At 40.4% G+C, this 25610-nt stretch carries 25 protein-coding genes; 15 read left to right on the top strand and 10 right to left on the bottom strand.

The genetic code is table 11. The annotated features are described in order from the left end of the window. Positions 1 to 38: 38 nt before the first annotated feature. Positions 39 to 965: a M14 family metallocarboxypeptidase gene (locus AB4558_RS17365; RefSeq protein ID WP_372074943.1), complete on the bottom strand. Its 927-nt coding sequence runs from the start codon at positions 963 to 965 to the stop codon at positions 39 to 41. 175 nt (positions 966 to 1140) lie between these two features. Between AB4558_RS17365 and AB4558_RS17360 the strand changes: the two genes are divergently transcribed. Further along, positions 1141 to 2046, top strand: a complete 906-nt coding sequence (locus tag AB4558_RS17360; protein WP_102427973.1) for a DUF808 domain-containing protein — start codon at positions 1141 to 1143, stop codon at positions 2044 to 2046. Between the two features lie 117 nt (positions 2047 to 2163). On the opposite strand, the gene pyrC is transcribed toward AB4558_RS17360, so the two are convergent. The 3 genes from pyrC to AB4558_RS17345 all read right to left on the bottom strand — a co-directional run bounded on the left by pyrC (position 2164) and on the right by AB4558_RS17345 (position 5779). Next, complete coding sequence (gene pyrC / locus AB4558_RS17355) at positions 2164 to 3192, bottom strand: dihydroorotase (protein WP_372158946.1); 1029 nt, start codon at positions 3190 to 3192, stop codon at positions 2164 to 2166. 192 nt (positions 3193 to 3384) lie between these two features. Further along, entirely contained in the window at positions 3385 to 3543 is a 159-nt protein-coding gene (locus AB4558_RS17350; protein ID WP_017059962.1) for a YqaE/Pmp3 family membrane protein, read from the bottom strand. Positions 3544 to 3829: 286 nt separating this feature from the next. Continuing rightward, positions 3830 to 5779, bottom strand: a complete 1950-nt coding sequence (locus tag AB4558_RS17345) for an adhesion domain-containing protein (RefSeq protein ID WP_372158945.1) — start codon at positions 5777 to 5779, stop codon at positions 3830 to 3832. A gap of 482 nt (positions 5780 to 6261) precedes the next feature. Between AB4558_RS17345 and AB4558_RS17340 the strand changes: the two genes are divergently transcribed. From AB4558_RS17340 to AB4558_RS17310, 7 genes are all read left to right on the top strand, one after another. Next, on the top strand, positions 6262 to 6792 hold the full coding sequence (locus tag AB4558_RS17340; protein ID WP_102321323.1) for a hypothetical protein: 531 nt from the start codon (positions 6262 to 6264) through the stop codon (positions 6790 to 6792). A gap of 66 nt (positions 6793 to 6858) precedes the next feature. Then, complete coding sequence (locus AB4558_RS17335) at positions 6859 to 7386, top strand: hypothetical protein (protein WP_240800848.1); 528 nt, start codon at positions 6859 to 6861, stop codon at positions 7384 to 7386. Next, the gene (locus AB4558_RS17330; RefSeq protein WP_372074939.1) at positions 7386 to 10187 is read left to right on the top strand and encodes a CS1-pili formation C-terminal domain-containing protein; all 2802 of its coding nucleotides are present in this window, start codon (positions 7386 to 7388) and stop codon (positions 10185 to 10187) included. The genes AB4558_RS17335 and AB4558_RS17330 overlap by 1 nt, the downstream gene beginning before the upstream one ends. A gap of 13 nt (positions 10188 to 10200) precedes the next feature. Next, entirely contained in the window at positions 10201 to 10905 is a 705-nt protein-coding gene (locus tag AB4558_RS17325; RefSeq protein ID WP_229648578.1) for a hypothetical protein, read from the top strand. Then, complete coding sequence (locus tag AB4558_RS17320; protein ID WP_102321325.1) at positions 10862 to 11989, top strand: hypothetical protein; 1128 nt, start codon at positions 10862 to 10864, stop codon at positions 11987 to 11989. The genes AB4558_RS17325 and AB4558_RS17320 overlap by 44 nt, the downstream gene beginning before the upstream one ends. Continuing rightward, positions 11986 to 12726: a LysM peptidoglycan-binding domain-containing protein gene (locus AB4558_RS17315; RefSeq protein ID WP_065584792.1), complete on the top strand. Its 741-nt coding sequence runs from the start codon at positions 11986 to 11988 to the stop codon at positions 12724 to 12726. The genes AB4558_RS17320 and AB4558_RS17315 overlap by 4 nt, the downstream gene beginning before the upstream one ends. Positions 12727 to 13259: 533 nt before the next feature. Then, positions 13260 to 13523 carry a hypothetical protein gene (locus AB4558_RS17310; protein WP_017062773.1) on the top strand — a complete coding sequence of 88 codons (264 nt, stop codon included), beginning with the start codon at positions 13260 to 13262 and terminating at the stop codon, positions 13521 to 13523. A gap of 255 nt (positions 13524 to 13778) precedes the next feature. Here the strand turns inward: AB4558_RS17310 and AB4558_RS17305 are convergent, their stop codons facing one another. Next, the gene (locus AB4558_RS17305) at positions 13779 to 14789 is read right to left on the bottom strand and encodes a helix-turn-helix domain-containing protein (RefSeq protein ID WP_102321327.1); all 1011 of its coding nucleotides are present in this window, start codon (positions 14787 to 14789) and stop codon (positions 13779 to 13781) included. Between the two features lie 96 nt (positions 14790 to 14885). Then, positions 14886 to 15842, bottom strand: a complete 957-nt coding sequence (locus AB4558_RS17300) for a helix-turn-helix domain-containing protein (RefSeq protein WP_102321328.1) — start codon at positions 15840 to 15842, stop codon at positions 14886 to 14888. A 269-nt stretch (positions 15843 to 16111) separates the two neighbouring features. Here AB4558_RS17300 and AB4558_RS17295 point away from each other — a divergent pair, with 269 nt between their 5' ends. Further along, entirely contained in the window at positions 16112 to 16876 is a 765-nt protein-coding gene (locus tag AB4558_RS17295) for an EAL domain-containing protein (RefSeq protein ID WP_017062770.1), read from the top strand. Between the two features lie 209 nt (positions 16877 to 17085). Next, the gene (locus AB4558_RS17290; protein WP_372074937.1) at positions 17086 to 18957 is read left to right on the top strand and encodes an MOSC N-terminal beta barrel domain-containing protein; all 1872 of its coding nucleotides are present in this window, start codon (positions 17086 to 17088) and stop codon (positions 18955 to 18957) included. A gap of 106 nt (positions 18958 to 19063) precedes the next feature. Here AB4558_RS17290 and nadE read toward each other — a convergent pair whose 3' ends face one another. Beyond that, the gene (gene nadE, locus AB4558_RS17285) at positions 19064 to 19894 is read right to left on the bottom strand and encodes an ammonia-dependent NAD(+) synthetase (protein ID WP_102393916.1); all 831 of its coding nucleotides are present in this window, start codon (positions 19892 to 19894) and stop codon (positions 19064 to 19066) included. A gap of 109 nt (positions 19895 to 20003) precedes the next feature. On the opposite strand from nadE, the gene AB4558_RS17280 reads away from it, so the two are divergent. After that, entirely contained in the window at positions 20004 to 20525 is a 522-nt protein-coding gene (locus AB4558_RS17280; RefSeq protein WP_017064305.1) for a nicotinate-nicotinamide nucleotide adenylyltransferase, read from the top strand. A 27-nt stretch (positions 20526 to 20552) separates the two neighbouring features. Then, a complete protein-coding gene (locus tag AB4558_RS17275; protein ID WP_372074936.1) occupies positions 20553 to 21038 on the top strand; it encodes a hypothetical protein in 486 nt (161 codons plus the stop codon). A gap of 133 nt (positions 21039 to 21171) precedes the next feature. On the opposite strand, the gene AB4558_RS17270 is transcribed toward AB4558_RS17275, so the two are convergent. Then, a complete protein-coding gene (locus tag AB4558_RS17270) occupies positions 21172 to 21798 on the bottom strand; it encodes a hypothetical protein (RefSeq protein WP_017064307.1) in 627 nt (208 codons plus the stop codon). A gap of 175 nt (positions 21799 to 21973) precedes the next feature. Here AB4558_RS17270 and AB4558_RS17265 point away from each other — a divergent pair, with 175 nt between their 5' ends. Continuing rightward, on the top strand, positions 21974 to 23080 hold the full coding sequence (locus AB4558_RS17265) for a 1-acyl-sn-glycerol-3-phosphate acyltransferase (protein ID WP_017064308.1): 1107 nt from the start codon (positions 21974 to 21976) through the stop codon (positions 23078 to 23080). A gap of 141 nt (positions 23081 to 23221) precedes the next feature. On the opposite strand, the gene AB4558_RS17260 is transcribed toward AB4558_RS17265, so the two are convergent. Next, positions 23222 to 23821 carry a hypothetical protein gene (locus AB4558_RS17260; RefSeq protein ID WP_372074935.1) on the bottom strand — a complete coding sequence of 200 codons (600 nt, stop codon included), beginning with the start codon at positions 23819 to 23821 and terminating at the stop codon, positions 23222 to 23224. A gap of 103 nt (positions 23822 to 23924) precedes the next feature. Between AB4558_RS17260 and AB4558_RS17255 the strand changes: the two genes are divergently transcribed. Continuing rightward, complete coding sequence (locus AB4558_RS17255; RefSeq protein WP_102332681.1) at positions 23925 to 24221, top strand: YnjH family protein; 297 nt, start codon at positions 23925 to 23927, stop codon at positions 24219 to 24221. Positions 24222 to 24257: 36 nt separating this feature from the next. Here AB4558_RS17255 and AB4558_RS17250 read toward each other — a convergent pair whose 3' ends face one another. Next, positions 24258 to 24557 carry a YfcZ/YiiS family protein gene (locus AB4558_RS17250; RefSeq protein ID WP_017062761.1) on the bottom strand — a complete coding sequence of 100 codons (300 nt, stop codon included), beginning with the start codon at positions 24555 to 24557 and terminating at the stop codon, positions 24258 to 24260. A 530-nt stretch (positions 24558 to 25087) separates the two neighbouring features. Between AB4558_RS17250 and AB4558_RS17245 the strand changes: the two genes are divergently transcribed. After that, a complete protein-coding gene (locus tag AB4558_RS17245; RefSeq protein ID WP_017062760.1) occupies positions 25088 to 25549 on the top strand; it encodes a TetR/AcrR family transcriptional regulator in 462 nt (153 codons plus the stop codon). Positions 25550 to 25610 lie beyond the last annotated feature (61 nt).

Below are 25610 nucleotides of genomic sequence, written 5' to 3'. Positions count from 1 at the left end.
GTCTAGGTGCCCGGTTCTAGCCATGAGCGGGTTTACGCTTACGCGTTCAATTCGTGCTGAATAACGTAATCCAAAGCACCAACAACAGCAGCAACTTGAGCATCATTACACTCTTCGTCTGTTACTTTGTCACTGTCTGGGTAAACCTCTGTGGTTGTACCGTACTTACAGTCAGTCACGCCGCCACATAAGCCAAGCTTCTTCATTGGGTAGTTGATCACGCCGTGTTGAGTGACGTCTGAACCAATGATCTTGCCTTCGTCATCCGCAGGCGCAATGTGGGTTACTTTTTCAACTGAAGCGATGACAGCAGCTTGGAATTCAGGTTGTGGGTTTTCAGTATCGCCAACAGTGTAGAAACCGTCTGGGATCATACCTTCGATGTACTCAATGCCATCACGAGCTGCGAGTGCAGGTCGGAATTCAGTTTCATCAGAGTCAGTCGTCTCATGCAGGTCAACGTGAACCAATACTTCTGGCAGAGACGCTACTAGAGCTCGTAGGTTTGCTGATTCTTCTGCTGGCGTACCGTCGTAGAAAGAGCGGTTTGGATCAACAGCATTTGGATTCCAGCGGTTGATCACTTCGTAGCCCCAAGGGCTCACACAAGGTGCGACAACAATGTTGAAGTGCGCCGTGTATTTTTCTGCTTGAGTCGCAGCGAATTTGATCGCGCCATGCACGCCACTGGTTTCGTAACCGTGAACACCACCTGTTACCAGAATCGTCGGCTTTGACTCGTCCCAGTTTTTGCTCTTGATAGCGAAGAGTGGGAAGCGAGCTTCGTCGTAGCTCAGTGCGCCGTATTGTTCGATGTCAAAGCGGTCTGCCAGTGCTTTAATCTTTGGTACAACTTCTTGCTGGTATTCACGCTTAACCGTTCGTTGAGCTAACCATGCTTCACGTTCTGCTTGTTGCCATTTTTGCCCTAGCTTACCAATCGGGTAGGTAGATTCACTTTTCATCTATACTTTTTCTTTTATGTTCGTGAAAGATTAAGACAGATTATTCCTGTCTAACAGAGACAGCAATAGAAAACACAACTTGTGACTTTATTTTTTACAGACTCATAACTTTGATGAGTGAATTGATGGTGTTACATTTTATTGATGGTTCAATTCTTTATAAAGAGACAACAAAATGGCTGGAGCAAGTTTACTAACACTGTTAGATGACATTGCAACCGTGTTGGATGATGTCGCATTGATGTCTAAGGTAGCCGCTAAAAAAACCGCAGGCGTATTAGGTGACGATTTAGCCCTTAACGCCCAGCAGGTATCCGGTGTTTCTGCTGAAAGAGAAATCCCAGTGGTATGGGCGGTCGCAAAAGGCTCATTTAAAAACAAGCTGATTTTGGTTCCGGCAGCACTATTGATCAGTGCATTCATTCCTTGGTTGATCATGCCACTACTGGTGATTGGTGGTCTGTTTCTTTGTTTTGAAGGGGCAGAGAAAATCTTAGAAAAGCTTTTTCCTCATGCTCATCAACACGAAGAGAAAGATGAGGAAAGCAGCTCGGGTGAATCTGTTGAAGAGTATGAGAAGCGAAAGGTCTCAGGCGCAATTCGTACCGACTTCATCTTATCTGCGGAAATCATTGTGATAGCTCTGGGTACCGTAACGGGTACAAGTATCGTGACTCAGATTCTTGTCGTAAGTTTGATAGCCGTTGTGATGACGATTGGTGTTTATGGCTTAGTGGCTGGGATCGTTAAGCTGGATGATTTAGGTTTTTATCTCCAGCGCACATCGAATGGGAGTACCATTAAAACCAGATTGGGTAATGGGTTAGTCGCCTTTGCACCAAAGCTGATGAAGATGCTTGCGGTTGTCGGCACGGCTGCGATGTTCTTGGTTGGTGGCGGTATTGTGGTGCACAACGTTCCTGCGATTCATCATTTAATTGAACCGATTATTATGGATTTTAGTGGACATACGATTGCGACTGCGGTGGTACCAACGCTATTAAATGGTGTGATTGGGGTTTTATCTGGATTGATTGTCGTTGCTATTTGGACTGCTATCGGAAAAATTCGCGGTAAGTAATCGTTAAATTACTGCTGGGAATAAGACAGTCTTTCATCGAAACAAAAAAGGGTCACCATAATTACTATGGTGACCCTTTTCGCTAAATGGAGGGTGTTTATTTAACAGCCCAAGTGCTTATTTTACAGACCAAGCAATCGTCTCGCCGCCACGGATTGGCACAACGATGTCTGAATCGAAAGGCATGGTTTCAGCAACATTCCACTCTTCTTTAACTAGAGTGATGGTATCTGAGTTACGTGGCATGCCATAGAAGTCTGGGCCGTTGTGGCTCGCGAACGCTTCTAGGTTTTCAAGCTTACCCTCTAGTTCAAACACTTCAGTGTAAAGCTCTACTGCTGCGTGCGCAGTGTAAGAACCCGCACAACCACATGCTGACTCTTTTGCGCCTTTAGCATGTGGTGCAGAGTCTGTACCCAAGAAGAACTTCTTGCTGCCGCTTGTTGCCGCCTCGATAAGCGCTAATTGGTGAGTGTTACGCTTCAAAATAGGAAGGCAGTAGAAGTGTGGCTTAATGCCGCCAACCAACATGTGGTTGCGGTTGTAAAGCAGGTGGTGAGCGGTGATGGTTGCTGCTACGTTGTCGTTAGCGTTCTTAACGAAAGTCGCTGCGTCTGCAGTCGTGATGTGCTCAAGAACAATCTTCAGGTTAGGGAAGTCGTTCACAATCGGTGCTAGAACTGTGTCTAGGAACTCTTTTTCACGGTCAAAGATATCAACATCGTGAGCCGTTACTTCACCGTGTACCAGTAGCAACATATCCACTTCTTGCATTGCTTCTAACACGTGGTAAATCTTTTGTGCTGACGTCACGCCTGAATCGGAGTTAGTCGTCGCGCCCGCTGGGTAAAGCTTTGCAGCCACTACTGCACCAGACTCTTTCGCTTTGCGAATTTCGTCAGGAGTGGTGTTGTCTGTCAGGTAGAGTGCCATTAGAGGCTGGAATTGCTCGCTTGGCTGCTCTGCCATGATGCGTTCACGGTAAGCTAAAGCCATTTCGGTATCGGTTACCGGTGGGATGGTATTTGGCATGATTAACGCTCGACCATTGTAGCGGCTGATATCGCGCACTGTATCTTTTAATACTTCGCCATCGCGTAGATGAACGTGCCAGTCGTCAGGACGAGTAATCGTAAGTTGTGTCATTGAAGGCTCCCACCATTTGAAGTGTTATGTAGTTGGAGCCTAAACTCAGCGAAATCTGTGAAAGCAATCGCTTACGTTTAGGCGACAGGATGATAGTGGAAAAGTACTTTCATTTCATCCTATTTTTAACTCTTCATGGCTAGGAGCTTGTTTTTATGGATATTTTATTCGGTATCTATTTGTTAATAAGGGTTAGCGGGTGGCTACCCACAGACCATGGATCATTCCTGGAACCCAGAAGAAGAAAGTAAGAATGATATTAATCACCAAATCTTTCCCGGCGCCGCGAGCGAAGAACACGCCAACAGGCGGAAGCAGTACACATAAGATGATAATGACGAGTTTGTTCATGATAAATCCTTTTTATTCAATGAAAGTTCAATGCGGTAAACGTGTTCATATTATAGAACGTCTCGAGAGTGTTACGGCATTGCTGCCTTAATGTACCAAAATAGAAAGCTAAACATCTCAAGATACTAGCCTAGTATCAAGTGTTTAATGCCTGCCAGTTCGACTAAAGTTAGATTGGATGTAATAGTGAGGTTTGAGTTGAAATTGTTTAAATTGAAACATAAATAGTGTGCAGTCTAGCGTTAAACTAGTTACGAATAACTAGTTTAACGCTAGCGTCTTAGGATTATTCGGTATCAACCCAAAGCTCTAATCCATTTAGGTAGCTGTCTCCTGTGGCCCTAAAGCCTGTTAACTGCTCATCTGCGGTTAGAGTATATTCATCGCTATAGTGACCTGAGTAAGATTTGCTACCACAGGTTAACAGTAAGCCACCAGATTTATTATATAGAAAGAGTCGAGACATATCGTTTCCAGACCCAAACTCTGTGGGTCCCCAGACAGCTCTAACTCTACCTATGTCAGCAACGTTTATTGTATGTTTGGCTCCGCCAGTGCCTCCAATATGAGCACCTCCTACCTGCGAGATAGAATCTACAATAAACCCACAGCCAAACGTCACTTGAGCATTGATACGAGTATCAAATAGATAATCATTACCAATGTCATCACCAAGGAATTTAACTGGATACCCTAGAGGTGTTGCATCGACGCAAGCAGCAAATCGAACACTCGAATTGGCATCATATGTACTAACAACTCTATCTGCCATGTTTACGGAATGATGATAGCTAGTTCCACTTGCTCCTTGGTTACTAGCCCAGTAGCTAACGTCAATTGGCCAGTTGTGATTAGTAAACAAACGGCCACTAGTATTGCCATCATCATATAGGCTTCGAAGTTCCGTCACCGTTGGCAATCGTGCTCCTCTAGCTTGGCACAAGTGATTAGCAGTGTGCCAATCGTGAGAAGCCGTGGTGATACCATTTAAAGCGGTAGTACCGTTACCAACTTGAGGTGTGGCGATGATTTCAGCATCTTTAGCATCTGCGTACATCAACGGTGGTAGGTAGATATTCCCTGAGACGATTGGCTCATATGGGTTACCGACGTAACCTTGCAAAATTCCTGTGGCATAGCCCCCTTTTCCATCAGACACAACATAGGACACAGATGTTTCTCCAGGTTGGGTACTAGTGAAATCAAACTCAGTATCATTGAAAAGATTACCATCGTTGTTGGCATCGTTTGGAATTAAGATGGTTGCACCAAAGCTGTATATGTCAACGAGATGAAGAGTATCACCGTCAGGGTCACTTATAAGATCCGCAACATTGAACCTTAATTGTTTACCATAAGGAATTTTAGCTACCTCGTCACCAGAGTCTGGATCTATATAACTGATTTTCCTACGAGATTCTGCTGTTGGTGCACTGTTTGTGTCTGTTGAGACCGCGATATCAATACTACCAGCTAACACACTTGAACCATCACTATAGCTATATAGGATGCGTTCTACGCCGCTTGGTATGCCATCTCCTGGGGTGTAATCAATCGTATTAGTTGATGTGTTTGCAATAGCAGTTGAATTTGTCGCATCACCATTAGGCAATGTAACCGTGGTTGCTAATGCATATGTGCTTGTGTCTAGAGAGTACCCCGCGTTCCCAAGCTCTTTAGCGATATCTATTTGTACAGATGTGAAAGAGGAGGTTAGTCCTGAAATCGGTGTAAGTTGCTCAGTTGACTCACCGACAGCCGCACGAACTGTCGCTTCAGCAAAACCATCTCCTGATGTTGCTGAAGTAGCGCTAATACGCGCCTCTCCATGGTTACTATGGGAGCTCATAGCGATGTCAGAAGGTAGCGCAGCGCCAACTCGATAGCGGTAGTCGCACACTTTTGCACTTTGAGCGCTAATGGTGAAGCCATTGGCATTTTGGGATACAACATTACAATCATAGCTATTATTCAAAGACGTAACTGTCGTTAATGTAACTGACGAATCATCAGATGACTCCATATTATTCGACAAATCAACAAAAAAGGTATTTGTGGGAGTGCTTTGACGAATTACATCCTGAGCATAGTAAAGGGTATCTCCTGATGTTGGAGATTCGGGTTTGGAGTTAGTAGTCGCTTCGTCGCTAGATGCACCACACCCAAACAGCGCCAATGATATCGCTACTGACAGGGATAATTTATGAAAAGGTGCGTATGTACTTATTCTCATCATGTATTTAATACTCATTAGTGAATGTTATGGGAATTAAGCAAAGAGAGCACAGCCCATTATTTATTTGCGTATTCTAACAAGGCTAAATCACTTTAAATTAGCACGAGCTAGTATCTGGCACTGGTGAGTGCCTAGTTGACAGCTGGCGCTATTAGCAATGATATAAGTTAAAACTCAAACTGTTATACGTCTCTAGTATTTATATTGAAGTGGGGTTGTTCATGTGAATAACTACTTTTATAAGATAAGACCGAAGGTGGGATCTAATACCAGTTACTAAATTAGCGAATGAGTAACCTAAGGAATTAAATGCCTAGGTTATTTTTTAGGTGAATGGTTTTCTTGCTCAAATATCCACTAGGCATATCGGAAGGTCACTTTTCTTTACTTGCTAACCAAAACGTTTATTCATTGCATATCATACACCCGAAGTTAGCAAGGGGCTAACTAATCATATTATGAATATATCGAAGGAAATAAAAGTGAAAAAACTAACACTTATTACACTGCTATCTGCAATTACATCTGTTCCAGCTTTTTCTGCACCTGGCGATACCTCTATTGGTTCTGTAGTATTCAGCGGCTTTGTTCCTGGTTTTGTATCCAACGGTGACATCCTTGTTACTGGTGCGGGCGGTAGTGAAGACCCTGCTTCTTTTGTTGGTACGTTACAGGTGAACGCTGACGGTACGTTCGCAACGACTAAAGCAGTTGTTTTGGAAGCGCATGACTACACGGGGGCTGTGCTTGGGGCTTTAACTCCAGCTAACTGGACGGTATCACAAGTAAATGTGCTTCCAGCTTCAATGGGTGAAGTACAGCCTAACATTGTCGTCGGCGATAACCTTTCAGCGACGGAACTTACTGCAGCTGACTACTTAGCTTCAACTCAACTTTCAGCAGGCGATACGATTCAACTGTATGTTGCTAACGATACAGCACACTCAACTCCAGATGATATTGCTGGTACAGAAGTTATCGTTAACGTTGATATGATTGCAACTTTGCCATAAGAAAAAATCTCATTATTTGATAGGCACTTAATTAATTAAGTGCCTTGTTTTTCGAGGCTGATGAAAATGAATATCTATATAAATTATTTCTTTCTATTATTGCTTGTTATTTTTAGTTTCAATAGCTTTGGCTATGAAAGCTATTCATTTCCAGTAAATACACAAATAAATAGAGCGAATTTGTATGACTATTCTATAAATGTAGATTTATCTGATGAGTTTATTGCACTGAAGTATGATGGTGAGAACGAAACCTTTCTAAATGGGCGTTTTTATTCTTATATTAGAACGAATATACCAACAAGCTCTGGGGATTCGTTTGAATACAGTTATAACATATCAGAGTTCACTTCTAAATGTGTTTTCAACGATAGCGGTGAGACTATGTATGATGATTTTGTCGATCTCTATATCGATAGAAAACATTACTCTGATATTTCAGATATACCAAACTTTGAATTTAATAATATTAAAAATACTGAATATGAAAACTCTACCAATGAATTTGAATTAGTGACAAATAAAAATATACCGAGTGATGAGCCATTAGATTGCAATGGTCGTATTACGTTCAATGTGGAGCTTCAACTATAATGTTTATTAGACTTTGGTTTGGTTTAAACTTAATTATCATATTTTTCTTGGCCATAATATATAGTTCAAAATCCGTCGCAAATATTCCAGATGGATTTGAAGATATGTTTGAAGAGAAGTTGATAAGAATGCCACTAATTCTCTCGGCTGATAACAACAAATTATTCTATTCGGAAGCTTTCATCTCGGGTGATGAAGTAAGAATTCCCACTTCACAAAAACAACTTGTAGCACAAGCATTGGCGAATGAACTTGGTATTGAGAAAGATGTTAGCGATGCGGTGGCAACAACACTGGTAAATGGGGTTGAATCGAGCCTAGATTGTAAAGGTTATCGAAGTGAATGTGGTCTACTACCTGATTTATATGATTTTGTTTATGTGCCAGATAGCCAATCATTGATTATTCATGTTAACTCACAATTCTTAACTGAGATAATAGAAGAGTCAGAAATAAAATTTGTAAAAGAAGAGATCGATCAAAACGCGATCATTATGTCACATGGTTTGAATCTATCTGGTTCTTATAGCGACAACACTGATTATACATCGTCTTATTCTTATCAACATGAAAATTATGCAGGTTTTGGCAAGTATGGCTATTTGCATAATGATCTAAACTTTAGTGATGTCAATGGTTTCAGTTCGGATGACTCATCGTATAACTATGTTGGTGGTAATACTCGTTTCTCTGTCGGGTATAAATACCAAGAACGCCCTTGGAATAGTACTCAGTTTTTAGAAAATGGCAGCAAAACTTCTGGTTACATGTTGTCGATTGGATCGACGAGAGAGCTAGTAAAAAAATCATCTTCTAATTCTAGACGAGTATATTTGAACATTTCAAGAGCTGGTCGACTAGAAATTAATGATGATAGAGGCCGTGTTCTATTAAGTCGTAATGTGGATGCAGGGCAAGAATACTTTGACTATAACGAGCTACCATTTGGTACTTATACTGCGACAATTCGAATATTTGATGGCAGTGAAGAGTTTTACACAGAAGATAGGTTGATAGTCAATACAAGCTCTTCGTCGATTAAAACCGGCGAACTAGATTATCATATTACAGCCGGTTATTTATCAAGAGACCTGACGAATACGGGACTAGAGGACGATTTTGACCAGAAATCCATCAACTTTGCTTATGATAATTATGAAAGTCCAATGTTCACCAATGGGAAATTGAGCTATCAAGTTACGGATTTTTTTGCACTGGGTGCAGGTTCGTTTATTACAGGGGAAGATAATTATAATTATGTTGGTGGTCACTTATCTTTAGGGGAAGTGTCCAGAATATCGGCAGTAACAGGATTATTTGACGATGGATCTAGTTTTTATAATTTTGATGTGGGGATTTATAACTTAAGTGTATCTTACACAAAATTTGATAGTGAAAATGATAATAGTATTGGAGATATTAGTTTGTCTCAACTTTTATTCAGTAACTCGAACTATACGTCATTATCAGTAAATTACAACAAGTACTTAACGAGAAATATATCATCATATATATCGGGTATATTAACAAAAAACCAATATAAAGATTTTAGTAATGGTTATAATAATGAATCAGAAAGTTGGTCTGCAAGAAGTGGCGTGCAGATATCATCATTACCACTTGACTCAAAGGTGAACTTAGAGTTATCAGCAAGTGAATCGAGCGATATAAATTATGGTGTTATGGCCTCAATAATTATTCCAATAGGCCAGGAAAACACATACACACATAGTACACAAGCACAAATAGATGATAGTGGTGATGTTGCGCTATCGCATAGAGATACAGTCTCAAGTAGTCTAATTAACAGAAACAATCTAAATGTATCAAGCTCTGCGGGACTTTATTATCAAGATTCTACTGAAGACCAAAGCAGTGCCGATTTATCATTGTCTGCAAATTATAAGAATAAATATATTGACTCAAACTCTTATACCTATATCAATTCAAGTAGCAATACAAGTGTTTCTGCATATATTGGTACAAGTAATATCGTAACTTCTCAAGGAATAGAGTTTACGAGTGAAAAGTCATCTTCTTATTTTATTTCGAATAATGATACAGGGGAACTGTCTTCGGATGGAAAATTCTTGGCGGTAGTTAACTCCGAGCAGAATGGAAAACAAAGCAATGCTTATGTTAGTGGAGATGCTTTGACGGTATATCCATTAAAAGAGTTCTATGAATATGAATTCAAGCTTGATACGGAAGCCTCTGATTTTTACAACAATGGTGAGTCTTATACGTCGGCTACTAGTTATCCAGGAACTGTTATCCGTTTGGATACGTCGTTGTCTGAGTTGAAATCATTTATATCGACGTTTAGTGATATAAATGGAAATCCAATAGACGGAGTTGAATGTATCGGTGGAGGTTGTGTTTCTACTGACAAGCTTGTTGAAGGTGTGTATCAATTTAAGGTGAAAGATAAACAACCTTACAAAATTATATCTAAGGAAAACCAATGTGTAATACCGGAGTTATCATCGGTTAATAATTTGAATTTAGGTAATAACTTCTGTATGCCATCATTCGAAGAAAATAGTGAAGGTTATCAGATAGCCCTAGTTGATGGTGTTTATTATTACTACTTAGGGCAATACAAGGATAGTAATATTGTATTGAACTATCAGAACAAACTGAACAACTCAGGTGTTGAAATTATAAACAAAAAGCTTGGCGGTTATTTGTATATATTCGCTAAGTCTCCTGAGCAACTAACTACGGCAAACAAACTGTATGTTGATGAACTCATTAATTATGCAGTTCATATGGAGATGACGCCATATGCTTATAACTAACATAGAGAAAATTATGCAACGTGTAATATTTACTTCGATACTATTAATGACGACCTCTTTTAGCCATGCATTTAGCATAGATAAAATGCTTCTTATAGCTGGAGAAGATGGTAATGGAGTTTTTACTCTGACTAGTTCGAAAACTGAACCTGAATATATAAAAGGTAACGTTAGCCAAGTAAAGGTTGAAAACGGAGAGTTAGAAAAGGTAGAGCTAACAAAAGATAATTTACCTTTATGGGATCTTGCGCTATTACCCAATAAACTGATATTAAATCCGGGGGAAAGACGTCGTGTATCAGTAAAGAATTTATGTCAGGTTAATTGTGATGATTTAGAGAAGGACAAAGTTTATCAAGTGACTTTCATGCCTAGCGTTATCGATGGAGATAAAAAAGAAAGTATAATTGGTATTAATTATGGTTATGCTCCTTATTATATTGTACCTGCAAAAAATACTAATGTTGACTACAAAGTTAAATATAACGGTTCAGAAGTTTATGTGGAAAATAATGGTAACACATTTTTCTACATACAGTTTGATAACTGTAAACCGAATTCTGTTAGTAACAAATGTAAACAAACTAATACAATACTATCTGGTCGAAAGAAAACCATAAAATTAGCAGAAGGCCTGCAAAATGTCGATTCGTTATCCGTTAAGGTAGCCAACCATGATTACAGTTATAACAAAAATATCACTATTAAAAAGAAATAGCCTAATTAGTATAGCGCTATTATTCACGGCTTTAGATAGTAGCCATGCTGCAGATGTATACGGAACGATTACAGCAAACAACTCTGTGGTTTGGAACAATGCGGCGCCAAATAGTTATTTCGGTAGTGAAGCTATATCTCCATCTGCATGGACGATAGCGCAAGAGCAACCAACGGCAGAGTGGTATCCCGCAACGATGGATAACCAACCCGTTAATAACGTTAGCTTTGTTAATCATTCTACAGGCGAAAGTTTTAACACCAGCCTGGAGTTGTTAGGCGTTGAGTATAATTTGGGTAGCTCGGCTAGTTATTTCACATCAAAAGACTACGGGTCAAATGTGGGAATGGGAGTTGCCAATGAGTGTGCAGCTACAAATATAAGTGGTTCGAGTGCGAAAGTGGGCCAAGAGTCGACTTTGTGTGTGTCGCGAATGGGTTACACAGCAACAAGCCGAATAGAGCCTTTTAAGTTTTATCGACCTGCTTTCGCTTTGCCTAATATCAGTAATGATGTGTTCGCAGCCCCTGTTGGATCTGGAACTTTTACGGCATCAATTAACCTTTCACCCACTTACTTTTTTACAAGTCAAACCGGTACGATGACTTATACCAGAGTGCCGGAGACGTTAATTATCACGATTGATTATCAAGCTGCGATCCTTGAATCATTAACGGTACTTGGAGACGGGAATATTGAACCCCAGTATGATACTGCAACAAAAAGGATCTCTGGTACAACGAGGTATGATGTTAGCTTGTTAGGGACTTTACCTACAGGCGTTATTATGACATTTAGCCCTACGTCAGGTGACTATGAGCTTACAAATATTGATAACTCGCTAGAAAAGATACCCTACACAATCACGTGTGCCATTGGCTGCGAAAGCCCTGACAAGGTGATTGTCCAAGACGGAGTACTTAATACCGTATCTTTTCCTGATTCAGAAGTGATTACAGTGAATGGAGAAGGTAGTAACAAAGTTGATGTAGCATACGATGTTAGTTTTGATGTCGATGGAAATGCACTCAGTTCAGGTAATTACCAAGGGTCGTTTAATGTTGTTTATGAGGTGAACCTGTGAACCGACTAATTAATAATATTTTTTTTATGTTTCTAGTACTAACCAGCGGTGCAGCGGTTGCTGAGAAGCCAACTGCTCATATTTTGGGGGTAGGGGCAAACTATGGCTATAATTTTGATGGAGATATGTTTGAGAATTCTCAATCTATTTATTTTCTCTACCAATATAACCGACTTCAATTGAATCTAGGTATCAAACATTATAAATTATTAGATGATTCTGAGTACATACCTGATTTAGGTTTGCTTTATAGTATACATGATGGAGAAGAAATTGATTTAAAGGTTGGAGTCGGATTTGAAGATAAATATCCAACAATAGAGTACCTTGCTGAGTATGCTTTGAATGAATATTTCGGTGCGAGTATCGCACTTAATCAAACGTTGAATGATGATTTTGGGCAAAATCAACGAGAAGCCGTGGTTGGATTATCTTATTATTTCAATGACAGCAAGCGTAAGATTGAGTCTGACCAAGTTGAACCTCGCCCTTCGTCACTTGAAATTACGAAAGCTCCGGATTGCACATCTGACCCAACTGATACGGACTGTGACTTCGATACTATGTCTAACAGTATATCCGAAGTTGCTGTTAAGCCGACATTACCTTATGTCGTACAAGAAGGTGATTGGTTATATGAACTACGTAGAAAGTTCGGCTTCGATTTAGAAGAGATCATTGAGAGTAATGATATTGAAAATCCTGATTTGATCATTCCTGGCCAAGTATTAGAATAAGCTCTTACCGGTAACCTGATCAATATTAAAGTATTACTAGACCTATTTCTTATAAGGTATGGTGATGCTTTTTTTTTGCACTCGATTAAATCTGTCTAACTATTCATCTATGATCTTACATAGCTTACGTTGATGTGAATAATCAAGTGTTGCCAAGAATCATGGTTTACATACCAGATCTTAGGTTCAGGTATTAAATATTACGAAGTTAGATAAAATTTAATTCTCTTAATGTAAAACCATTAAACTACTATGAAGACTTGCAAGATATGTATTAGCGTTTTACTCTTCGGTCTCTCCCTAAGGTTTAACTGCCATCAAATCGCTAACCAGTGCATAATATGCATAAGTCTGGTGAATTGATGTGGCCGTATCCATGCTATATCATGATCGTTATGAATGGACTTTTCTGAACAAATTAATGTTTACAAATCTAACATCACGGATGCAAGAGTGGCTGGTAGGCATTAGACTTCTTTTTTCCTGCGAATAAGCTAAACTCTCATATGTAACCAATTACATTTGAGGTGTTTATGAAGTCGTTTGTCAATATTAAGGTCGTTTTATGTTCGTTTTTATTTTTTGCAACCTCAGCGATTGCTTCTATTAGTGCTGATGATGTCACGTTTTCAGGCCGAGTCGATGGAGATATACGAGCAATTTATTCTGACAAAAGTCTAACGAATGTGGATGGCATGCAAAACACGAAAGCTGTAAGAGGCATGACTCAGAGCAGTTATGTAACATTACTAAACAATGAAGTAGATGATGTAATTGTTCGTGAGGTTGACATGTAGTCAAGCGAACATAGCATATTAGATTCTAACTTTTTACCATATGCTTTAATACTCAATCGCTTAATTACATAGTATATAGATTGTACTGATAATTTAAGTGGGAAAATAATGAGGTATATTGGTTCAATAATATCGAATACGAATGTCAAAACTGTAGAGCTGTGTTTTGAAAGATTGAAGCAAGCAGGAGTTCATCCATCAGAACTATCTTTCGATGGATTGGTACTCCTGTTAATGTGCGCGGAAAGAGACCGCTTAGCAACACTGAGAGCTAATTGAGCATGGGTTTGAACAGGTTTGACAGCCTGTAAGCAAGTTCAAGAACTCGGGTTGAGTAAATAGCTGGCTTGTTTTTATGTGCATTAAAGCTTTAGAATAATAGTGTTTACCAATTTTGATTGCACCGTTGGTTGATTTTTTCTCGTACGAAACAACAGAAAATCCCATTTTTTCGAGTACTTCTGCTGAGCTCTTTATAGCAACTGTTGTGTAGTAGTCGGTAATGTTAGCGTGTTTTGCTAGAAACCTGAATTCTCTATTTAATTGTAGACGAAAAGGTCGCTCGTACAGCGAATGATGGCTCACCGCAAAATAAGCTAATTTTCGTCTTTTATTATAAGGAACGGTTTTTCTTAAATCTATTTCATCAATCGACTTTTGAGAAAGTGTTTCAATTTCGGAGATCATACCTTCAGTCGTGAATATAGTGCCTATGTTATGTCCTAATAGCTCCCCTGTGACGCTGTCGACATATTTATAGGCAATGAAACGTTTTTCATTGCAATATTTTAAAAAATCGATTTTATAGAGTCCATGCTTAATATTCTCATCAGAGGTTTTCTCATGAAAAACAAGTACAGAATTTACAATCTCACTATCATTAGAATTTCCAATCGGATATTCACAAACAGGATTGTGTTCGATCATCGATGTTGACTGATAATTTGCTCTGGCGATCAAGTTATTTAAACTACGGTATTTCTCTTCCATCAGAGTATTGAATTGATCAACTCTATTTTTAGAACTAGGGTCTTGATGTTGTAAATGACTAACTTTAGATAGATAAGGCTCAAGATCGTTGGTAAATTCTCGCAAAACACGAATACTACGGCTAAGAGTTGGTTTAGTTGTTCCTCTTTCCCATCGACTAAGTGTAACGGTATCAATGTTCGATAGATCTCCTCCGAGTAAGTTGAGCTTTGTAGCTGCTTGACTTTGTGTTAGTTCATTCGCGATTCGATATTTTTTTAAGTATTCGCCAAACACAGTAGTTTTCTCCAATCTTTTGCATAAGGCGAAGTATTATTATGTGTAGAAACTTAAGATGGTAGGCATCTTAATTTAAAGTCTGTTTGGCTATGCCTAATGATTTTTGATTGAGTATTGGTTATCCCACTGGGTTGTTTTTATGAGGGTTATTATTTCGGGTTGAGAAAGAAGTGTCGCTGTATCAATTTCGTATAAGCAATGTTCGAATGAGCGGTTGCCTAATTTAAAACCTCCTTTTTCTGACTCAATATCAAATGCTATTTTCTTAAATCCAAGTTGCTCTAAAATTTGTCCGATTTCAGGCCATGCACTAAAGAAATAATAACGTTGAACATTTGAATAGTGAATTAGGTTTATAAATTGAGAAACTAACATACATCGAAATATCTGGAAATTAGAAGAGTAACGATTATAATTACAAACTGATAACTTAGTCGAATTTTTATAACTGACAGATTTTGTCAGGTCGATATCAATGATTTTTGAATGAGTAACTTTGTCAAAATAGTCACTTTCGAATATAAAACTAATTGAGTGACCTACCAACTGCCCGCTTTCTGTTATAAATCTTTTTAAAATAGCTCGTTTGTTTTGTTGGTAGTCATATAGATTAATGTCGAAAAAACCCTTCGGTGTATGGATGGCTGTTTCGTAAAAGATTTTAAGGCTAGATAGTATCTTGTCATCATCTTTCAAAAGAAGTGGCATCTCAGTAATTAAAGTTGATTGTGGCTCTTGTGGCTCTTCATAACTTAATGATGAAAGCTTCGTTACCCTGTTATTAAAACGAAGTTGTTCAACCTCGTCTAGTAGCTTTGTTTCGTTTGGATTAGGTATTAATTCATAAAAGTCACTCAGGTCAACCTGTAAACAACGCAAGATTCTTAGGCATTTTGCAAGTGTTGGTTTGGTTTTTCCTCGTTCCCAACGACTGAGAGTTACCACGTCTACAGAGCGAAACTCTTCATTTGCAAGGTTTAACTTAACAGCAAGCTCACTCTGAGTAAGACCTAGTGAGACTCTCAATTCCTTTAAATAGTCACCAAACATACATTATCCCTAAGCGTAATTTGATCTAATTGAAGTATAGTCATCTATGATAGTTAATGGCGTTTTTAATAACCTATCTAAATGTAACAGACTCGAGATTACCGTTTTGAAACGGCATTGTGTATTTGTACAGGAGTTCGTTTAACTACTTATGCAGTTTGTCTTCACGGTTAAGAAGTAGGCATGTAAAGCTACATATGATTTGTTCATGCTAATCCTTGCTAGTTATTGATCTGTAGTATGGATTAATCACAAAAAGAGGTTTGTTTATGAATACGAATATGTTGTCTGAAAATTTACAAGCCGAAGCACTTATTGACGATGTTAATCAGGGATTGTTTTATCCTGTTTTTCAACCGATAACTAATGGCAATGGAACTGTCGGTGCTGAGGTTTTGTTACGTTGGGAAAAAGGGCACGATGTTGAATCGTCAATTCGCTGTCTGTTAGACTCTAAGAAGATTGCATGGTTTACTCAAATATTCTTGTTAAGAGTGTCCGAGGAATTATTGTCTCAGAAGAAAATGATTGATTTTCTGACTATTAATATCTCCCCTGATCACGTTTTAAGTTTCACTTTTCTACGTGATATTTCCCCAATTTGGCAAGCATGTAATAAGTTGGGTATAACCTTATGGATTGAGCTTACTGAGAATGAACAATACCCGGTTGGCATTGACGAGAAAAGGATGATGTCCCAGTTTGGAGTATGTCGTGGTCTTGGAATTAAAATCGCGATAGATGACTATGGCAGTGGTTATAACACTGGTGAAGCACTGATTAGGGTTGTTAAACCGAACATAGTGAAAATAGATCGGTCGTTAATGAGAAACCGGAGTGATAATTCGACCTTTTGGGAGCGTCTTAGATTTTTAGCTCGGAAGTATCAGATTGAATTGTTATCTGAAGGTATAGAAAACCATGAAGATTTACGTTTTGCACAATCGCAGGGCATAGATTATTTTCAGGGCTATCACTTAGGCAAACCTGGCTCATTGAGTCAATTGTCGAAACAAGGTGCAGCATATTGCTGATCTACTTAAAAATAGCGTGAATAAATTCGGGTTACTTTTAGTGTGTAAAGCATCATCGTTAGTTTCAAGAGTTTTAGGTTTGCCGGAACATAATGCCATTCTATTAGTTTAATCATGCCTACTTAGTATCAAGTGTTTAATGCCTGCCAGTTTATCTATTTATAACCATTTGTTAGCATTGGGACAAACAACAAAACATTGGAATCGTTATGTCGCAGTCACCTTTGGATCAAAAGGCTTTGGAGCAAGAGCTTTCAGGTCAACAGCCCTCCTTATCTCAAATTAATGTGTTTCCGGTTAAATCAGTAGGTGGGATTGCACTCTCTTCTGCTTGGGTCGAAAAACAGGGCCTTACCTTCGACAGACGTTTTATGTTGGCCTTGGCTGACGGCTCAATGGTGACGGCACGTAAGTACCCTAAAATGGTCAAGGTATCTTCTAGCTTGCAACCAGATGGTTTGATCTTCACTTATGAAGCTAAAGAACCGCTGCGCTTAAAGTATGCGAGCTTCAAGATGCAAGAAGCGCCAGCAAAGGTGTGGAAAGACAGCTTCACGGCATACACGACATGTGATGAAGCCGATGATTGGTTCAGTGATGTGTTGGGCGTGCGCGTTGAGCTACTGTTCTGTGGTGAGCAATCTAATCGTGTTCGTGAAAAGCTCGGTCACAATGTGAGTTTTGCTGACGGTTACCCAATGTTAGTGATCAGCCAAGCCTCTCTTGATGAACTCAATCGCCGCAGCCCTGAAACCCATTCAATGGATCAGTTCCGCACCAATTTTGTCGTCTCAAACACTGAAGCGTTTGCTGAAGATGGTTGGAAGCGCATTCGAATTGGTGAGGTTGAATTCGAAGCGGTGAAGCCTTGTGAGCGCTGTATCCTAACGACAGTCGATGTTGAGAGCGGCGAATTCAGAGCAACAAAAGAGCCACTCAATACCTTTTCTACGTTCAGAGCCAATGAACGTGGTGGCGTTTTCTTTGGTCAGAACCTTGTGGCGAAAAATGAAGGTCTGGTGAAAGCGGGTGACGTTGTTGAGGTACTTGAAACCAAAGAGAAAGAACATTACGAAGACTCTTGGGTCGAGTCACTGCACTTAACTTGCGTCGAGCGTGAAGAGATCGCTCGCGACTTCACAACCTTTTGGCTAGAGCCAGCGAAAGAGAACAATTTATTACCAAGCTATCAGCCGGGGCAGCATCTACCGATTGAAATGGTGATTAATGGCGAGAAAGTGTCTCGTCGTTACACGTTATCTTCTAGCCCTTCACGCGCAGGTCGTTTGGCGATTTCCGTGAAGCGAGTGGACGATGGTCAAATCTCAAACTGGCTCAATGATCACTTCCAAGTCGGTGACACGCTAGTTGCTCAGAATCCAGATGGCGCATTCTACTTAGAAGATAACCCAACACATCCATTACTGCTGTTATCAGCGGGAAGCGGCATCACCCCTATGTTGTCGATGCTTCGTTACTTAGCCGACCATGGTCAGATTGATGATGTGGTGTTCTATCACCAATGCAGCAGTGAAGAAGATATCCCTTATCAAGCTGAGATTGATAAGATCGCTCGCGAACATGCTGGTCTAAGTGTGATTTATTCACTAAGCCAACCAACGAAAGAGTGGGATGGTTTGTCAGGTCGTTTGAGTGTGTCTCATGTCGCCAAAATTGAGGACCTTCATAAGCGCCAAGCATTCGTGTGTGGCCCTGACGGCTTTATGGATAATGCCAAGAAATTGCTGATTCAAATGGGGCTGAATCCTCAGCATTATCATCAAGAAGCGTTTGGTGTTGCTCAATCAACGGAAGAAGCGGTGAAGCAACTGCAGTTGAGCGTTAACGGCTACCTGTTCGAAGGCAACAACCAATCAACACTACTAGAGCAAGCTGAGTCGGCAGGTGTGTCTATCGCATCAAGCTGTCGCGCGGGTTTCTGTGGTGCTTGTAAAGTGACCCTTGAGTCTGGGCAAGTTCATCAACCTGATGTACCGGCGTTGCAAGATCATGAACGCAACATGGGGCAAATACTGGCGTGTTGCAGTGTGCCTCAAACTGATATCGAAGTTGTAGACTAACTCGGTAGGTCGGAAGGCCAGAAAGAAAAGCACATTGAATAGAAAAGGCCGGAAGTTCACTGAAATGAACTTCCGGCCTTTTTGATTCTAAGATTAATTCAAACAATTAATCGTAGATCGTTGGGATCGGTTGACGCTTGTGCTGTGTTGCTTTGTAGATGCCTACTAAGCGGTCTGACACGTCTTGAGGGACTTCTTTACCTTCAAGGAAATCATCGATTTGGTCGTAAGAAAGGTTCAATGCTGCTTCGTCGGCTTTCTGTGGATCAAGCTCTTCTAGGTCGGCAGTAGGCACTTTCTTAACCAATAGCTCTGGCGCACCTAGCGTTGCTGCAAGTTCACGAACTTGACGCTTGTTCAGGCCAAACAAAGGCGCTAAATCACATGCGCCGTCACCGTGCTTGGTGTAGAAGCCAGTGATATTTTCAGCTGAGTGGTCAGTACCGATGACAAGACCGCCAACGTAACCTGCAATTTCGTATTGTGCGATCATGCGAGCTCGAGCTTTCACATTGCCTTTCACAAAGTCGATTTTTGCTGAATCTGTTGGTAGTAGGCCTGTGCCCTCTAGAGCAATGTGAGATGCAGCGTGAAGCCCATCAACACCCGCTTTAATGTTTACAGAAACAGATTGAGAAGGCTGAATGAAAGACAGCGCAAGTTGCGCTTCGTCTTCATCTTTTTGTTCACCGTAAGGCAGGCGAACCGCGATGAATTGGTAGTCGTTGCTACCAGCGTTTTCATTTAGGCTATCAACGGCCATTTGTGCTAAACGGCCACAAGTTGTCGAATCCACACCGCCACTGATACCAAGGATCAGAGACTTGCAGCCTGACTGCTGAAGTTTCGTTTTAATAAAGTCCACACGACGAGTCACTTCGAAGTGAGGGTCAATTGAAGGTAGTACGCGCATTTCGTCACGAATTAACTGTTCCATTCGTATTCCTTTCCTGCAAGCAAATTAAAAATCTAGTGTTATCATACCTAAATCATCCGATTTAAAAACCTCTTTGCACAAGCTTAGAAAGAGAAGGCAGTAATAAACAATGGAAAAAATAGCCATTTTCGGTAGTGCGTTTAATCCACCGAGCCTAGGGCATAAAAGTGTGATTGATTCGTTGGCTCACTTTGACAAAATTCTACTCGTTCCAAGTATTGCCCATGCTTGGGGAAAAGAGATGCTAGACTTTGATACGAGATGTCAGTTAGTTAATGCATTTATCAGTGATCTTTCACTGGATCAAGTTGAGCTTTCGTTGATCGAAAAGAGCTTATTTACACCCGGCGAAAGCGTGACGACTTTTGCTGTACTCAGTGAACTGCAAAAGTTACATCGTGACGCTGAACTGACGTTTGTTATTGGCCCAGATAACTTCTTTAAGTTCTCATCTTTCTATAAATCAGATGAGATTACTGAGCAGTGGTCTGTAATGGCTTGCCCTGAAAAAGTGAAAATTCGCAGCACAGACATACGTAATGCACTGATAAGTGGAAGCGATGTGGCAAAACTGAGTACAAAGTCAGTTACAAAGATGTTGCAAGATAGTGGACTGTATCAGATAATGTAAGTTCACTAATCAAGAGGTCAGAGGACTATGCTAAAGAGCGCGATACCAGCGACGTTGATCATGGCAGCATGCAGTATGCCTGCGTATGCTGAGTGTGATTTTTTTAGCTTAGATTCAATCATGCTGACTTCTGATGAAGATGACAATTGTCTAGATTTCTCGACCAGCATTGAGTCTTTTGGCCAACGTATGATGGAAATCAGTGGGCTGAGCGATGATGAACCTGAAAGCACACCGGACTATTGGTCTGATTGGGTACTTCAAAGTAAAGACTCGCCATTGCTGACACAAAGCATTGAGTCAAACTATGTTGGCTTGGGTATGTGGTTTCCAGAAGACCTTGAAGACGAGGAGTATGATATGTCTACAGAGGAGTGGTTGATGAATCATGGTCTTCAACTCAGCATCGGTTTTGGCGAGAAAGTCGAAGGGCAGCCGCGTATGCGCTTTGATTATCGTTGGCACGACTCACGTGACGCCGACCTAATGATGCAGGTTGAGTTGCCATTTTAGACAGGCAGATGCACAGATAGATTGCTATCTACGTCTAAATAGTAAAAATTAAAAAAGCCGCAAAAACTCAGTTTTTGCGGCTTTTTAGTATCTGGCTTGCGAGTTTTAATACCAGCACTCACTTTCCGCCAAGCTATAAATCTTCACCAAAAACAAGCATACACAGTTGCTCGAACTCTTCTTCTTTGCCTGAGAACAGATCATCAATCACAAGTGAACGTTTTTGACCTGACTGCATGCGCTTCTTCGCTTCTCGCATCACCATCACCAGAGTGTGCTCTTGTGGCAAGTTTGAGTCATCAATGTTCCATTGATTGAATCGCTGAGAAAGAGCACTTTCGCAAAGCAGGGGTTTAAACGACAACACTTCTTGCTTCAATACAGAAAGCATATCTTTAAACGCTTGTTCCGTATTATTGGCATTAGAAGCGCGAGCTTTGGTTTGTTCTAGCTTTTCTAGTAGTGCCGAAGAGAGGTTCGTTTGCGTGATGTAACCCGCTTGTCTTGGGAATGAATCCGTCAAACGAACAGAAAAATCGACACGGTTAACCTGAGTGTTTGGAAAGTAGGTCAGTGACGTTAGGCAGTCGTATGGAATCCAGACGCTTTGTCCTGGTTCAACGGCATACTCTTGTTTGCCTAACTTAATCAAAACCAAGCCACTTTGAACCGATACAAGGCTATGTTTAAGTACTTTCTTGCGTGGTGTGATCACCAAGTGTGAAAAGTAAGCCGATGTATATTCAATAGCGAAGTTCATAGATAGTACCTTAATTTTGGGGCGTCAAGATTACCGTTAATCTTAAAGAATGCCAACAATAACAGGGGATTTTCAATGTTTCTGGTCTGACCTTGTCAAAAGTATGGGCTCTGTAGCTGCGAGAAGTCAAAACAACGCGTAGAATGAGCCAGCTTTTTATTATATGAATTAAAAAATGACCTCTCCAACCGATCCATATGTTGATATTCGCCCTTACGGCGATGATGAAATTCCAGCGGCACTAAACCGTCTTATTAATGATGAAGAATTTATCAGTGCAATCTTGCACTACCGTTTTTCAAACCATGCGTCTTGGTTCAAAGCATTAATGAGCCCGATTTTGCGTGTGTACTTAAAAATGAAATGGAGCAAGCTGACTAGCGTTGAATCCATTCAGATTGAAGTGAAAAAGTACTTACGCGACACGTTAGCGAAAACCACTAGCGGTGTGACGTACACTGGTATCGAGTCACTGGATGCGAACCAAGCTTATCTGTTTGTATCAAACCATCGTGACATTGCTATGGATCCTGCGTTGGTAAATTACGCTCTGCATCAAAATAATCATCAGACTTGTCGTATCGCTATCGGAGACAACCTGTTGAAAAAGCCATGTGCGACTGAATTGATGCGTTTAAACAAGAGCTTCATCGTAAAGCGTTCTTTGAAAGGACCGCGTGAGATGATGAAAGCGCTAGGGCAGTTGTCTTCTTACATTAAGCACTCTCTAGAAACGGGCAACTCAATCTGGATCGCTCAAAAGGAAGGTCGTGCGAAAGACGGTAACGATTTTACTGAGCCAGCAATTTTGAAAATGTTCCACGTTGAAGGACGTAAGCAAAAAATTGCTTTCCCTGAATACGTGAAGTCATTGAAGATTGTTCCTGTGGCTATTTCTTACGAGAACGACCCATGTGACACGGCTAAAGCGATAGAGCTTTTCGAAAAAGACGTAAACGGCAGTTACGAAAAGGGTGAGTTTGAAGATATCGAAAGTATCATTCAAGGCATCATCGGTGATAAAGGACGCGTTCACGTTGGTTTCGGTCAGGTTATCGACCAAGATTTTGATACGCCTGAAGCGCTTGCTGAAGAGATCGATCGTCAGATCCACGATAACTACAAACTGTTCCCAGTAAACTTGCTGGCAGCAGAAAAAGAAGATGAGTCGATTACAGCGGCCGTTAAACAAGAGTTTGAAGCTAAACTGTCGAGCCTGCCACAAGGTGCGCGTCAGTACTTGATCGATAGCTACGCCAACCCAGTGAAGAACATTGGTTAACGAGCGTTAGTTAGCTTGCTAGTTGATTAGCAACTTGATTGAATTGAAAAAGGAGCCTTGGGCTCCTTTTTTGTTTCTGAATCACCATTTGTTGCTGCGATCGAGCATTAGAGCATTAGAGCATTAGAGCATTAGCCTGAATTAGCGAGCGACTGCACCACCGAGATCTAGATTGGTTGGCCATTTGGTTACGGTGTTGCCGCCCAGATAGATGTTGCCTTTGACTGTCATGGTCTCGGGGAATGTTGTAATCCCAGAACCACCTATATAAAGGTCGCCGTTAATCACGATCCCGTTGGGTAACTCGGTTAAAGGAGTGCGGATCACGCTCAGATCGCCTTTTACTCTAAAGCCATTCGGTAGCCTTTCCAGTGGAGTGTCGGTGAGGTTGATAAAGCCGCCCACTCTTACACCTCTTGGCCAGCTGGTGATTTGGCTGCCAATCAAGTCGACGTAACCTTTTATCTTAACCCCGCTCGGGACTCGAGCGAGTTGGCTGTTAGAGCCTTTAAGGCTGCCGTTCACTTCTAACCCTTTGGGTAGGCGTGTGATCGCAGTATTCTCTATATTGAGATTACCATCTACCACCAAGCCAGTTGGAAGTGATCTATAAGGCTTATTTCGTAGATATAAGTTTCCGTAATTATCGAGATGGTTCAATATTTGATAGTGATCGAGTGGTTCAGCACTGACATTTGTTATGGTTAAGGAACCAATAATAAGTGCAATTATTCTGAGCATAACAGGCTTCTTATTACGATAGACGCTTACACTATAATGGAAAAATTAATCTCGCATAGTGTTTTACCCATTTGGCGGTAGATTAACGAGGAATGGAGCAAAGATGATAGGTAAATCAATGATTAGAGTAAATATACGAATTATTAAGGTCTTTCTGATAGCCGCTTCATTGTTTGGCTCAATGTCTGCGAGTGCCAATAAAGTAATTTCAACGCCCGGTAAAGCTGCGGTAGTGGTGACACAAGGCAGTCAACAGCAACGAGTTTGTTATTATGATGACAAGGCTTATAGTATTGGGGCAGTGTTAGAGGTAGGGGGCGTAGTGATTCAGTGCGCTGCAGAAAATGATTTTGAGCAAAATGGGTCACTGGCTTGGGTTCAATTAAAAAAAGACGAGTAATTCACTCGTCTTTTAATAAGCATATAAATGCTTATATTAACGCGCTAGAGAGCGAGTCTTAAGTTCAAAAATAATCTTCTCAGCGCTAACTTCAAATTTAAAGCGAGCGTGCAACTCTGTGCTTTCTTCAGTCATCTCTGATGCTTCGAACTCAACGTTGCTAGACACTTGTTTAGCAAGTTCAACATACTTAGCAAACTCAGCTTCAATCAGTGCTTTTGAGTTTCCGTAAACCGTTACTTCAGCAACATCGTCGCCTTCTTTAATGATGAACCCGATTTCGCCTGCACAGCCGCAAGCCTCACATACATCGTTGTTACCAATATCTTGGCTCATAAATAATCCTCTTACAAAGTCTGAGGTTATTCTAACGAGCAATTTGAACTGTATCTACAAAAATTAAAACCTTTGAACTAATTTATACTGGTATGCTATGTTGTTTGTTAAGGTGTTTGATGAATATCTATATTCGCGCCGCCAAATATGTATGTGATTTACCTCACGTTTTGTTGAAGAGGAATGTTATTAATATGTCAGAATATCATTCACTTAGTTGCGCCAGAAATGATTTTATAAGACTATCTATCGCTTGATAGGTATTTATACAATGAATTTTTCGTTGGGTATTTCATATTCTAAGTAGTTATTTAAACTTATCGACTTAGGATTGTAAGGTGATTTTCGAAGAATAATTAGACAAAGTGTCCAAAGAGGCATCACTGTAAAATTGTTCGTACATAGTATTTGTGTGAATTTAGTTATAAATACTTGCGAAAAAATACCTTGCTCACATAATGCTGATAACGATTTTCATTCTGACTTCATTTGATTGAGTTAGATGGATTTACAAAGAGAAGAGCCTGAATATGCCAAAGCGTAGTAAAGAAGATACAGAAATCACGATCCAGAAAATCATGGATGCCGTTGTAGACCAGCTACTAAGATTGGGTTACGACAAGATGTCATACACGACGTTGAGTCAACAAACGGGTGTTTCTCGTACAGGTATAAGTCATCACTTTCCAAAGAAAACGGATTTTACTGCTGCTCTAGACGGTCGTATTTTCAAGATGTTCGTGGAACACATTGACTTCGAAAATGGCCTTGACGCATTTTCAGCTAGCTGGGTTGCAGCACTTGAAGACGCTGAGTTCCTAGCAATCTTACGTTTACTTTTCCATCATATCGTTACTGCTGAGAGCGCGCATGAGTTCGCTGCAAACGGTATTGATCGTCTATACAAGCTGACTGAAACTCAGTTTGGCGATACTAGCGGTAAAGAACTAGAGTGGTTGATTGGTAAATCATTGATTCGTATGAGCCAATAATCAGCACTCAATAAAAGAAGCTCCTGCGGGGGCTTTTTTTGGGTTCATCGCGGATTAGCGG

This window comes from Vibrio sp. 10N.222.51.C5, from assembly GCF_041474575.1.
GTDB classification, from domain to species: Bacteria; Pseudomonadota; Gammaproteobacteria; order Enterobacterales; family Vibrionaceae; genus Vibrio; species Vibrio crassostreae_C.
The sequence above is the reverse complement of the archived record's forward strand: the minus strand, read 5'-3'. Positions and strand labels throughout refer to the sequence as shown.